Consider the following 12662-nt stretch of genomic DNA (forward strand, 5'->3'; position numbering starts at 1 on the left):
CGCCTATATAATGCGAGCGCTCTAGCCGTGCAGCAATCAACTCCGCCCGTTGTTGGCGTCGCTCAGCTTGCTCGGCAATCAGCGCGATTAATGCCGGATGGTGCGGATCGATATTTAAGCCCACAATGTGAATATCAAAGTTTTGCCACAGAGTAGAAATCTCAATACCGCTGACCAAGGTAAGGGGCAGCGCTTGGCGGTCAATTTCTGCTTGCGCATCCACCAGCCCGGCAGTGGTGTCGTGATCGGTAATCGCCAACACCCCCACACGGCGCTCAACCGCACGCTGCACTAAATCTTGGGGCGATAAACGGCCATCTGAGGCCGTCGTGTGACTATGTAAATCAATGATCATGGTGTATCGGGTTTCCTTAATATGTCCACGCACTCTGGTGATGCTAACGCAAGCAAGTTAATGCACGTACGCGAACACTATTGATTCATTTGTTATTTTTTATGGTGCGCTTTTTCAGCACTTTTTCTGCATTCTTTTGGTTTTCCCCGTTGACACAGAGACAAAATATCAGTTTACTAGTACACAAGTTAACGCGCACCGTTTCTCGGTCTCGGAGAGCAAGATGGCGCTAAGGGTAACAGTCACAACGGAGTCTCGCAGCATGTATTTCAATACCTCGCCTCGCACAAAGGGCATTTACACGGCACCCACTGCAGTACTGGCCGTCAGCACGCTAGCGACATCTATGACCTCTGTTGCGCTTATTGGGTGGCACGGCTCCTTACGGGCGGTGTGACAGGCTGTATCAACAGCTACCTTATTCACAACGCCCGCCACTGACGCGGGCGTTTTTGTCTCTGAGCTTTGCCATTAAGCGTTATCGTGCCACTACGCATTTAGCCACTAAGCATTTGGCCACTAAGCATTACGCCACGGTAATCCACAACCATAGTTTAAAAGGATATTTGATGATTATTGTACTTAAACCCCAAGCCACTGAGCAGGACGCCAAAGGGCTACTCAACCAAATCGAGCAGTGCGGATTAAAACCGCTTTACATGCCAGGGGTTGAGCGCATTGTACTCGGCGCGTTGGGCGATGAACGCGTTTTGCAACAATGCCACTTTGAGGCCAACCCGCTGGTTGAAGAAGTGAAACCGATTTTAACCAAGTACAAACGCGTCAGCCGTGATGTGCAGCCGCACGATAGCGTAGTAAATATCTGCAATGTGCCTGTCGGTGGACAAGACTTTGTGGTCATGGCAGGCCCTTGCTCGGTGGAGTCGGAATCTCAATTGCTATCCGTGGCGGAGCGCGTTAAAACCCACGGCGCTCGTGTGTTACGTGGCGGTGCCTTTAAGCCGCGCACCAGCCCTTATGATTTTCAAGGCATGGGAATAGAAGGGCTTAAGCTGCTAAAAAAAGCCAGTGAGCTCACTGGCATGCCAACCGTGTCAGAAGTGATGGAAATCAGCCAAGTCGATGCCGTGTGTGAATACATTGATTGCTTGCAAATTGGCGCACGTAATATGCAAAACTATGGCTTACTCAAAGCAGTGGGAGAAACTGGCAAACCGGTCTTGTTAAAACGCGGCCTTTCCGCCACTATCGAAGAATGTTTGCTGGCAGCGGAATATATTGTCGATGCGGGCAACCCTAATGTGATTTTGTGTGAGCGCGGCATTCGCACTTACGAAACCGCCACAAGAAACACCTTGGATTTAAACGCGGTGGCCTTTATGAAACAACGCAGCCACCTGCCAGTACTGGTCGACCCAAGCCATGGAACGGGTGTGCGAGAGCTCGTCACGCCGCTATCACGCGCGGCTGCAGCCGTCGGCGCAGATGGCATTATTGTGGAAAGCCATCTGAATCCAAGCGAGGCGTTGTCAGACGGTCACCAAGCATTGACCGGCGATATGTTCGCGCAGCTAATGCAAGAATTAACCCCCTTTGTTCAAGCGGCAGGGAGAAAGCTGTGAACACCCATCACCTCCAATGCGGCGAGCTCGATACGCTCCAACTGTCGGTGCCTTATGTGGCCGATCCGACCGAGCTGTATGCCGCCGTGTGCCAAGATAAACCCTTTAGCATGTTGCTGGAGTCAGCTGAAATTGACTCAAAGCGCAACGTGAAAAGCCTGATGCTCGTTGACGCCGCGGTACGGATTGAATGCCGGGCGCAAACCGTAACCTTGCAAGCGCTGACCCATAATGGCGCCCATTTGCTCGACAGCATCAGGCAAAGTGCGGCGCTGCAAGCGTTACCCTGTGAGGCAGAAAGCACTGAGCGTAACAATCAGCCGGCACTGACACTGACATTCCGCCATCCTAACGACAATGGTGCCCTGCTGGATGAAGACGCCCGTCTGCGCCAAGCGTCGGTGTTTGATGCGCTGCGCGTCGTTAAACAAAGCGTCGCGTTGGAGAACCAGCCTGACGATGCGCTGTTTATCGGCGGCTTATTTGCCTATGACTTAGTCGCCAGTACCGAAACACTGTCCAGCGTAGACGGCACCGAGAGCTGTCCGGATTATCTCTTTTATGTCGCCGAGAGCTTACTGGTGATTGATCACCAACACCGACAAGCACGCTTACAAGGCACCTTGTTTGGTGGCGATAATGCAAGTGCCCACTACGTGGATTTATCGCGCCGCTTGCAACGCATCAAAGAAGCCTGCTTATCGCCTGCGCCACTTCCCGACGCGCCCGTGATGACTGAACACTCGGTCGCAGTTTCAGTCTCCGATTCAAACTTTTGTCAGCAAGTTGAAGCGCTAAAAAAACACGTGATCGCCGGAGATGTGTTTCAAGTGGTGCCCTCGCGCCGTTTTACACTCGCGTGCCCGTCGCCGCTCAATGCCTATCGCGCGCTGAAACACGGCAATCCTAGCCCGTATATGTTTTATCTGCGCGATAGCGAATTCAGCTTATTTGGTGCCTCACCAGAGAGCGCACTCAAATATACCCAAACGACCAATCAAGTCGAAATTTATCCTATTGCCGGTACTCGTCGACGCGGAAAAACGGCCCAAGGCAGCATTGATCACGACTTAGATAGCCGGATTGAACTTGAGCTGCGTAATGATGAAAAAGAAAATGCTGAGCACATGATGCTGGTCGATTTGGCCCGTAACGATGTTGCACGCATTAGCACGCCCGGCAGCCGCCACGTGGCCGATTTGCTCAAAGTGGACCGCTACAGCCACGTCATGCACTTAGTCTCTCGGGTGGTGGGTCAACTTAAACCCGATCTTGACGCGCTGCATGCCTACCAAGCCTGTATGAACATGGGCACGCTCACCGGTGCACCGAAACTTAGAGCGATGCAACTGATCCGTGATACCGAGCATTGCCGCCGCGGTAGCTATGGCGGTGCGGTGGGATATTTTACCGGTTCAGGCGACATGGACACCTGCATCGTGATCCGCTCCGCCTACGTTGAAAACGGCCTTGCTACCGTGCAAGCCGGCGCAGGCGTGGTGTTTGATTCTGACCCACAAGCGGAAGCGGACGAAACCCGCGGCAAGGCGCAAGCCGTGATCCATGCGATTCAAGCTGCTCACCAAGGAGGCCAACCATGAGCACCCCGAAAATGGACATTGTCTTGCTCGATAACATGGACTCCTTTACCTATAACTTAGTGGATCAATTTCGCGCATTGGGTTACCCGGTCACGGTGTTCCGGCACCATTTAGATGCTGATGCCATTGTCAGCCACATTCGTGCCCTGCCCCAGCCGCTACTGGTGCTCTCGCCCGGCCCGGGTGCACCCGCCGATGCCGGCTGCATGCCCGCATTGATTGAGGCGTTACGCGGCCACGTGCCGATGTTAGGAATTTGTCTGGGCCAGCAAGCCATCGTTGAAGCCTACGGCGGTACAGTGGCAGGCGCCGGCACCATTATGCACGGCAAAGCCTCAGCCATGCACCACCAGCAACATGCGGTATTTGGTCCACTTGCCTCACCATTAACCGTCGCCCGTTACCACTCACTGGTTGCCACTGATGTCCCTGCCAACTTGGATGTCATCGCCACAACCTTTGATGGCAAAGATCAGAAAGTGATGGCCGTGGTTAACAACACCGACTATGTAGTCGGTTATCAATTCCACCCCGAATCGATTTTAACCGCGCAAGGGGCGGCGCTACTCACCCACACCATTGATTGGGCGAGTGAATTTTATCAAGGCAATCGTGATTAATAGCTAAACAAACCAATAAATAAAGAAACGAATAGAGATACAACACGTACAGCACCAATAAGTACGGACGTCAGGACAGACACATCGAGGTTAAATGCAGTGATGGATCAAGCAACCGTGGATCACCTACTAGAAGCGCTCTACCAACAGCAGTCGCTCAGCCAAACGCAAAGTGAACAACTATTTAGCGCCATTATTCAAGGCGAGCTCGAGCCTGCTCGATTAGCCGCCGCGTTAACCGCATTGAAGATTAAAGGGGAAACCCCCGAAGAAATCGCCGGCGCCGCGAAGGCACTCACCGATAACGCCGAGCCTTTTCCACGTCCCAGCTATCCGTTTGCCGATATCGTCGGCACCGGTGGCGATGGGGCGAACACCATTAATATTTCTACCACCGCCGCATTTGTGGCCGCTGCCTGTGGCGTGAAAGTCGCCAAGCACGGCAATCGCGGGGTCTCAAGCAAATCCGGCTCGTCGGATCTACTCGCCGCGTTTGGGATTGATTTGGCCATGCCTGCCGAGCAAGCGCGTGCGGCACTGGATACACTTGGCGTGTGCTTTTTATTCGCCCCGCAATACCACACCGGTGTGCGCCATGCGATGCCCGTGCGCCAAGCCATGAAAACACGCACCATCTTTAACCTGCTTGGGCCGTTAATCAATCCAGCCAAGCCCAGTATTGAGCTAATGGGCGTGTACGACCAAGCACTGGTGGCGCCAATTGCGCAAACCATGCAAAACCTCAACATGACGCGCGCGGCCGTGGTTCACGGTGACGGCCTGGATGAAGTGGCGATCCATGGCCCTACGACGGTAGCAGAAATCACGCCAACGCAGATTGAGCATTACACCCTGACCCCCAGCGACTTTGGTGTATCCCAATACCCGCTGGACAGCATTGCCGGGGGCACGCCCGAGCAAAACCGCGAGATGATCCGCGCGATTTTGCAAGGTAAAGGCACAGATGCTCAGCAAGCGGCGGTAGCGGTCAATGTCGCCCTATTGCTACGCTTATTCGGACAAGAAGATTTGAAAGCAAATACCCAACAGGCCTTGGACGTGATGGCGTCGGGCAAGCCTTACACCATCATGCAAGCGTTAGCACAAAGGAGCGCAGTATGACCACGTCAGCCCTCAACGACACCATTTTAGGCCGCATTGTCGATGACAAAAAACGCTGGATCGCCGCCCGCAAAAAAGCCCAGCCGTTAGAAAGCTTTGTCGACCAACTGACGCCGAGCGATCGTGATTTTCGTGCTGCGTTAGCCGCACCGGGCTCGCAGTTTATCTTGGAGTGCAAAAAAGCCTCGCCCTCGAAAGGAGTGATTCGAGACGATTTTGATCCAGCAGCCATTGCGCAAGCATACAAGCCATTCGCCACGGCGATTTCGGTACTCACCGATGAAGACTACTTTCAGGGCAGTTTTGATTTTCTCCCCATCGTGCGTGACCAAGTTGATGCTCCAGTGCTGTGTAAAGACTTTATTATCGACCCGTATCAGGTTTACCTCGCGCGTCATTATCAAGCCGATGCGATCTTGTTGATGCTGTCAGTGCTCGACGACGCCGAATACCGTGAGCTAGCCGATTTAGCCGAGTCTTTAAAGCTGGGGGTACTCACCGAAGTGAGTACCGAAGACGAGCTGGCGCGGGCCAATGCCTTAGGGGCGGTGGTGATTGGCATTAACAACCGTAATTTGCGCGATTTAAGTATTGATCGCGATCGCACCAAACGCTTAGCACCGCAAGTGGGGGAAAAAGCGATCGTGATTTCAGAAAGTGGCATTCATAGCCACCGCCATGTGCGCGACCTCGCCGATTACGCCGACGGCTTTTTGATTGGCAGTGCCTTAATGGCAGAGCCCGATCTCACGCTTGCGCTACGTAAAGTGATCTTGGGCGATAACAAAGTGTGCGGGTTAACCTCAGCCGATGATGCCCTCGCCGCCTATGACGCGGGCGCGGTTTATGGCGGGCTCATTTTTGTTGAACACTCGCCGCGCGCGGTAACCCCAGCCGTGGCCGAACGTGTACAGCAAGGCGCGCCGCTTCGCTATGTGGGCGTGTTCCAAAACCACGCAATAGAGACAGTCGCAGCGCATGCCCATCAGCTCAACCTACACGCGGTGCAATTACATGGCGATGAAGATGCTGCGTACTTACAAGCACTGCGCGAAAGGCTTCCGACCCACTGTGAAATGTGGAAAGCGCACGGTGTGTCTGATGTCGCCCCAGCGTTAGACGGCATCGACGCAGACCGCCACCTCATCGACAGCCGAGTCGGTCAGCAATCTGGCGGCACCGGCAAAACCTTTGATTGGCACCTGATCCCAAAAGCGGCCAAAGACAAAGTGATGATCGCGGGTGGTTTGACGCCCGACAATGCCGCAAAGGCCGCTGCACAAGGCTGCTTAGGGCTCGATTTTAACTCCGGCGTCGAACATGCGCCCGGTGTGAAAGACGCCCACAAGCTTAACGCGGCGTTTCGTGCCCTACGCCGTTATTAATTGTCCAGAAATGAGTGATTACGCCGGGGTGAACGACGCACCTCGGCACCAAATTAAAGACGTAAAAGGATTATTATGAGCAAGCTTAACCCCTATTTTGGTGAATTTGGCGGCCAGTACGTGCCACAAATTTTGGTGCCTGCGCTCGATCAACTCGAGCAAGCGTTTATTGATGCGCAAGAAGATCCCACCTTTAAAGACGACTATATTCGTCTATTGCAAGAATACGCGGGACGCCCCACCGCACTGACGTTATGCCGTAATCTTACCAAGGGCACCAAGACTAAACTCTATCTCAAACGTGAAGATTTACTCCACGGTGGCGCGCACAAAACCAACCAAGTGCTTGGCCAGGCGATGCTCGCTCAGCGCATGGGCAAATCAGAAATTATTGCCGAAACCGGCGCCGGACAACACGGCGTGGCGACCGCACTCGCATGTGCGCTGTTGGGGCTAAAATGCCGCATTTATATGGGTGCCAAGGATGTTGAACGTCAAAGCCCCAATGTGTTTCGCATGAAGCTGATGGGCGCAACGGTGATCCCCGTGCACGCGGGCTCCTCGACCCTCAAAGATGCCTGTAACGAGGCGATGCGCGACTGGTCTGCCAACTATGATACCGCGCACTACTTACTCGGCACCGCGGCCGGCCCTCATCCTTTCCCGACCATTGTGCGCGAGTTTCAACGCATTATTGGCGAAGAAACCCGCGAACAAATCCTGCGCGCAGAAGGCCGCTTGCCCGATGCGGTGATCGCCTGTGTCGGCGGCGGCTCAAACGCCATTGGCATGTTTGCGGACTTTATTGAAGACAAAGACGTGCGCTTAATTGGCGTGGAACCGGCCGGTAAAGGACYCGATACCGATCAGCACGGCGCCCCCTTAAAACACGGTAAGCCCGGGATTTTCTTTGGGATGAAATCGCCATTAATGCAAGATGAATATGGCCAAGTAGAAGAGTCGTATTCAATGGTGGCACCATCAACGCGATACTCATCAATGTTTGCAAACTTGGATGCCAAACAGCAAGGCGCCTTTGTTCCCTTTGTGACCTTGGGGGATCCGAATCCTGAGCAATCGCTCGCCGTAGTCGATGCCTTGATTGAAGGTGGCGCGGATGCCCTAGAGCTCGGCATGCCATTTTCCGATCCGCTCGCTGATGGGCCGACCATTCAAGACGCCACGATCCGAGCGCGGGCAGCCGGCACCACACCCGATACCTGTTTTGACATGTTAGCGACCATTCGTGCCAAGCACCCCACGATTCCCATTGGGTTATTAATGTACGCCAACTTAGTCTATGCACGGGGTATCGAAACATTTTACACCCGCTGCGCTGAGGTTGGCGTCGACTCGGTGCTTATCGCCGATGCCCCGATTTCTGAATCCGCCCCCTTTCGTGATCACGCCCTAGCGCACGGTATCGATCCGATTTTTATCGCCCCACCCAATGCGGACGATAAAACCCTCGCCAAAGTGGCCGAGCTGGGTCGTGGCTATACCTATTTGGTATCGCGCGCCGGGGTAACTGGTGCGGAAGCCAAAGCCGGCACACCGGTCGAGCACTTGCTAGGCACCCTACTTCATCATCAAGCACCGCGCCCGCTACTTGGGTTTGGTATTTCAACCCCTGAGCAAGTCAAGGCAGCCATTGTGGCCGGAGCCGCCGGTGCAATATCAGGCTCAGCGGTGGTGAAAATTATTGAAACCCATCAGCACGACGTGCCGACTATGCTCAACGCGCTGACTGAGTTTGTCCGAGCCATGAAAGCGGCAACAGCACACGCCTCGTAGCTTTCAGTCGCTTGTCGTCATCAGTACCGATAGCAAAAAGCCCACCAGGCAAGTCGTGCCATGGTGGGCTTTTTTTACAACAGCGGACTAAACATATAAAAAAACTGCTCGATAGGTTTGAGGTAAACCGGCCTTTGTTGCCAGCTCTCAGGGTTCACGCGCGAAGACTGAGCCAGATAATCCTGATGTAATTGGTTAATAGCAGCACAAAATTCAGGGTCATCGACAGTCAAAGTCAATTCAAAGTTTAACCATAGGCTGCGCATATCAAGGTTTACCGTTCCCACTAAGCAGTACTGCTCATCGACAAGCACTGACTTGGTATGCAATAAGCCACCGCTGAAGCGATAGATGTTTATCCCCGCTGACATCAAGTCCTCAAAAAATGAGCGACTCGCCCACTCCACCATCAGCGAATCATTTTTTTCCGGCACAATGATCGTCACTTTCACACCGCGTTGCGCCGCGGTTTGCAGGCTGACCATCAGGCCTTCACTGGGGACCAAATAAGGCGTGGTAATCGTAATACTGGTTTCCGCTTGGTGAATGGCCAAGGTGAGCACTTGTTGGATCATTCCCTCAGGCAATCCAGGCCCTGACGGAATCGCTTGTACGGCATGATTGGCATGTTGATGATCTTCTATCATCAAGCATTCGGGCGCACTGGGCAGGTCACGAATGCCGGTTTCAACTTCCCAGTCCCAGGCAAATACGCTGCTAAGCACCGATACCGTCGGCCCCGACACGCGAACCATCACATCGACCCACTGACCAACACCCGCATTTTGCTTGAAAAATCGTGGATCGACCATATTCATCGAGCCGGTATAAGCCAGTTGGTTATCGATAATAACCACTTTACGATGCTGGCGAATATCGAGGCGACGAAAGAACATCCTGAACGGGTTCACCGCCAGTGCTTCTATCAGCTCAACCCCGGCCTCGCGCATCGCATGAGGCCATTTACTACGGAAAAAAGCTTTGCTCCCTGCAGAATCCAACATGATCCGCACTGGAATGCCCTGTTTTGCTTTATCGCACGCCGCCTGCGCCACCTCATCAGCGTGCCCGCCCGGATGCCAGATATAAAACACCATATCCACACTTTTTTGCGCCTGACGAATGTCGAGTGCCACAGATTTAAGGATCTCTGCCGGTTCCGTTTTCAACGCCAATTGATTGCCCGTGAGCTCAGGGACACCAATTCGAGCATGACAGAGCCGGTTCACATGGTGGGATTGCTCATTAATATGATGGGGACGGTGCGCGGGACACGCTTGTAAACTTAACAGCCACTGACGATAAGGCTCAAACATCGCTTTCGCCCGCACGGCTCGGGTTTTCCCCAAGTTCAATTCTCCAAAAAGCAGGTACGCAATCACCCCCACAATCGGCAGAATATWGATAATCATCAGCCAAGCAATCGACACGCCCAGTGCGCGTCGCTTGAATACCACGCGTATCGTTACACCCGCAATTGTTAACCAGTACAGTAACAACAACAGTACGGTAAGGATTTCGTAGACTTTTTCCATGCCCAAGTGCACACCTTGATAGTCATTAATAAAGGGTTAACCCGCTAGCTCTTCCATTCTGCCTAGGTTATGAGCGGGTGCAAGCAACGTCTTGTCTTTAGGTGACGACACAATCAGACTCGACAGTGAGTTAACGCACATCATTGGCGCTTATCTTAGCGCAGTCAGTCATATTATTGTGACAACTCACCGCAATGTTACTAGATTGTTAAATCAGTGATTGCAGCAGAGAAAGTCACTGTGATACTCACTATAGGTAGCGAATCGCGCTTATCACTGTCGAAGAAGTCATCACGAGCAGGAAGAATATGGGGAAATTATGCTTATTTTAGGCATTACATACGGCAAGACCTTCAAATTCTACGCATAAACTGTTTTACTTACGAGTCTTTGAGCTGGGAATCACTCATCCAAGTTCGTAATAAAAAGTTTACACCTTTGACAGTTTCATCAACGACGACATCTTGAGGTGTCGTTAAAAAAATCAATTAATTATCGCAAACGATAACGAGTAGGTATGGCAAACACACAACGCGCACAATTTTCATCCCGCATTGGGTTTATTTTGGCGGCAGCAGGCTCAGCCATTGGGCTAGGCAACATTTGGGGATTCCCGACCCAAACCGCCTCTAACGGCGGCGCCGTTTTTCTATTCATTTATCTGCTAATGGTTTTTATCCTAGCGTACCCTCTTTTAATAGCAGAACTCACTATTGGCCGTTACGGTAATGCCAACCCTGTTCGCTCGTTATCTTCAGTCGCCGGCTGGCCAACGTGGTTGGGCCGTTTGCTCGGCTTGGTCGGTATGCTCGGGGCAACCGGTATCCTTAGCTTCTATGCCATCGTTGCCGGTTGGCTGGTCGGCTTTATGGTGTCACCACTGCTCACCGCGCTGGGCTTTGTCGATGCCGCTAACTGGTTAGAGTCATTCAGCGATACCCGAAATCTGGTATTGATGCTGTGTTTTATGGTGCCGACCATCCTGGTTGTGCGCAATGGCATTGCTAACGGCATTGAACGTTGGTCATCCCGCCTTATGCCCGTCCTGTTTTTGTTGTTCGTGGTCATGGTGGTGTACATTTTGTTCCAACCGGGTGCGATCGATGGTTTAGAAATGTACCTGATCCCCGATATGTCACACCTGTCACCTAGCCTGGTTGTGAGTGCCATGGGGCAAGCCTTCTTCTCGTTATCGCTCGGTGTCTGCGTGATGATGGTCTACGGCTCTTACTTATCCAAATCTGCCAGCATTCCTAAAACGGCCGCGCAAGTTGCGCTACTCGATACGGGCATTGCCTTTACCGCGGGGCTACTGATCATGCCCGCCATGTTTGTGGCACAGCACAATGGGGTCGCGATATACAGCGAAGCGGGCGAATTGCTGAGCAGCGACACCCTGGTATTTAGCGTATTACCGGCCATGTTTGACACCATGGGCTCGGCTGGCTTATTCATCGGTTTTGCCTTCTTCCTGCTCATGGTGATTGCGGCACTCACCTCGGCGATTTCCATGCTTGAAGTGCCTGTCGCCTGTGCGACCGAAGAGCTGAAACAATCACGAGAAAAAGCGGTCTGGTGGATAGGAGGCCTGATCACCGCCGCCTCGGCCATCATTGTCTACAACTTTGGCGAGCTGTTTGGCTTGGTCGTCACCGTGACCACCGAATACGCACAGCCGATTCTCGGCCTACTGTTTGCGCTTGTCGCCGGTTGGCTATGGCACCGCAACGAAATATTAAAAGAGTTGGTGCAAGGCAGTCCTGAACTGGGCGACACCTGGTTCTGGAAAATTTGGCCCGGCTATGTGCGTGTTATTTGCCCCATTTTAATGCTGTTGGTCTTCGGCTGGGACTGGGTTTAACGCTTATCAGACCAATAAAAACTTGCCCGAATGCTGTGTTAGCGGTCACAATTCTTATCTTGTACTGTAAAAAAGGGGCGCATTGCCCCTTTTCAATAAGATGTGAAGAGAGCCATGTCTGACAATAAAAACAACTGCCCACGCGGCCAACTGCTGCTTCGTACATTAGCGATGCCTGCGGACACTAACGCCAATGGTGATATTTTTGGTGGCTGGATTATGTCTCAGCTCGATCTGGCCGGCGCCATTTTGGCGAAAGAAATCTCAGGCGGTCGCGTTGTGACTGTCTCAGTCAATGACATTACTTTTAAAGCACCGGTGAGCGTCGGCGATGTGGTCTGCTGCTACGGTACCTGCCAACGTATCGGCAATACGTCGATAACCATTGAACTCGAGGTATGGGTTAAGCCCGTCAGCCATGATGAAATTGGTGATCGTAATAAGGTCAGTCATGCAACATTTAACTATGTTGCCATTGATGAGAACGGCCGCCCTCGCGCGATCAAAAAATAAAAAAAGAGGGCCTGTTTGTTCAAAAGGCCCTCTTTTTTCACGGTGAATCGTGGTTACATGTTTTTACGCTCATCGATGCATTCATCTGAGCCCATTTCAAACTCTCGACAAATCCAAGGCCGATTTTCATAAATCGTGCACATAAACGTGTCTCGATCAACCGCCGAGCACCAACCATCGTCAAGCCGTTTCATTACCTCTCCGCCCCAAGCATCGATTTCAATATGCTCTCTGGGTACACCGGTATCGGTAATCAGCATCACCTCTAAACGACAGCAACATGCTTTACACGT

General features: G+C 52.6%; 11 protein-coding genes and 1 pseudogene. 9 read left to right on the forward strand and 3 right to left on the reverse strand.

Annotated elements, in window-relative coordinates; genetic code table 11:
* The coding region (locus BZG79_RS05635; protein WP_277918695.1) for a PHP domain-containing protein at positions 1 to 355 on the reverse strand (355 nt) is incomplete at its 3' end.
* Between the two features lie 569 nt (positions 356 to 924).
* On the opposite strand from BZG79_RS05635, the gene aroF reads away from it, so the two are divergent.
* The 7 genes and pseudogenes from aroF (at position 925) to trpA (ending at position 8460) form a co-directional block, all read left to right on the forward strand.
* On the forward strand, positions 925 to 1938 hold the full coding sequence (gene aroF, locus BZG79_RS05640; protein WP_077773914.1) for a 3-deoxy-7-phosphoheptulonate synthase: 1014 nt from the start codon (positions 925 to 927) through the stop codon (positions 1936 to 1938).
* Entirely contained in the window at positions 1935 to 3539 is a 1605-nt protein-coding gene (locus BZG79_RS05645; protein WP_077773915.1) for an anthranilate synthase component 1, read from the forward strand. The genes aroF and BZG79_RS05645 overlap by 4 nt, the downstream gene beginning before the upstream one ends.
* Positions 3536 to 4159 carry an aminodeoxychorismate/anthranilate synthase component II gene (locus tag BZG79_RS05650; protein ID WP_021024307.1) on the forward strand — a complete coding sequence of 208 codons (624 nt, stop codon included), beginning with the start codon at positions 3536 to 3538 and terminating at the stop codon, positions 4157 to 4159. Before BZG79_RS05645 ends, BZG79_RS05650 begins: the two co-directional genes overlap by 4 nt.
* Positions 4160 to 4276: 117 nt before the next feature.
* On the forward strand, positions 4277 to 5281 hold the full coding sequence (gene trpD, locus BZG79_RS05655; protein ID WP_077773920.1) for an anthranilate phosphoribosyltransferase: 1005 nt from the start codon (positions 4277 to 4279) through the stop codon (positions 5279 to 5281).
* Positions 5278 to 6666: a bifunctional indole-3-glycerol-phosphate synthase TrpC/phosphoribosylanthranilate isomerase TrpF gene (gene trpCF / locus BZG79_RS05660; RefSeq protein WP_077773916.1), complete on the forward strand. Its 1389-nt coding sequence runs from the start codon at positions 5278 to 5280 to the stop codon at positions 6664 to 6666. The genes trpD and trpCF overlap by 4 nt, the downstream gene beginning before the upstream one ends.
* A gap of 75 nt (positions 6667 to 6741) precedes the next feature.
* Positions 6742 to 7638, forward strand: a pseudogene (trpB, locus tag BZG79_RS16040) (tryptophan synthase subunit beta); the annotation flags it as partial.
* Positions 7636 to 8460: a tryptophan synthase subunit alpha gene (trpA, locus tag BZG79_RS16355; protein ID WP_077661195.1), complete on the forward strand. Its 825-nt coding sequence runs from the start codon at positions 7636 to 7638 to the stop codon at positions 8458 to 8460. The pseudogene trpB and the gene trpA, both read left to right, overlap by 3 nt.
* Before the next feature lie 74 nt (positions 8461 to 8534).
* Here the strand turns inward: trpA and cls are convergent, their stop codons facing one another.
* A complete protein-coding gene (gene cls, locus BZG79_RS05670; protein ID WP_077773918.1) occupies positions 8535 to 9995 on the reverse strand; it encodes a cardiolipin synthase in 1461 nt (486 codons plus the stop codon).
* Between the two features lie 517 nt (positions 9996 to 10512).
* Between cls and BZG79_RS05675 the strand changes: the two genes are divergently transcribed.
* A complete protein-coding gene (locus tag BZG79_RS05675) occupies positions 10513 to 11856 on the forward strand; it encodes a sodium-dependent transporter (protein ID WP_077773919.1) in 1344 nt (447 codons plus the stop codon).
* 114 nt (positions 11857 to 11970) lie between these two features.
* Complete coding sequence (yciA, locus tag BZG79_RS05680; RefSeq protein WP_077577252.1) at positions 11971 to 12369, forward strand: acyl-CoA thioester hydrolase YciA; 399 nt, start codon at positions 11971 to 11973, stop codon at positions 12367 to 12369.
* 53 nt (positions 12370 to 12422) lie between these two features.
* Here yciA and BZG79_RS05685 read toward each other — a convergent pair.
* Positions 12423 to 12662 (reverse strand): YkgJ family cysteine cluster protein (locus BZG79_RS05685; protein WP_077773921.1); only part of this gene is annotated, 240 nt, incomplete at its 5' end.

Origin of the sequence: Salinivibrio sp. MA427 (assembly GCF_001996115.1) — a bacterium.
Taxonomy (GTDB): Bacteria; Pseudomonadota; Gammaproteobacteria; order Enterobacterales; family Vibrionaceae; genus Salinivibrio; species Salinivibrio costicola.

Coding starts and splice junctions, on each gene's coding strand:
- aroF (WP_077773914.1), top strand. CDS start 925: ATGATTATTGTACTTAAACCCCAAGCCACTGAGCAGGACGCCAAAGGG.
- BZG79_RS05650 (WP_021024307.1), top strand. CDS start 3,536: ATGAGCACCCCGAAAATGGACATTGTCTTGCTCGATAACATGGACTCC.
- trpCF (WP_077773916.1), top strand. CDS start 5,278: ATGACCACGTCAGCCCTCAACGACACCATTTTAGGCCGCATTGTCGAT.
- trpA (WP_077661195.1), top strand. CDS start 7,636: ATGGTGGCACCATCAACGCGATACTCATCAATGTTTGCAAACTTGGAT.
- BZG79_RS05675 (WP_077773919.1), top strand. CDS start 10,513: ATGGCAAACACACAACGCGCACAATTTTCATCCCGCATTGGGTTTATT.
- yciA (WP_077577252.1), top strand. CDS start 11,971: ATGTCTGACAATAAAAACAACTGCCCACGCGGCCAACTGCTGCTTCGT.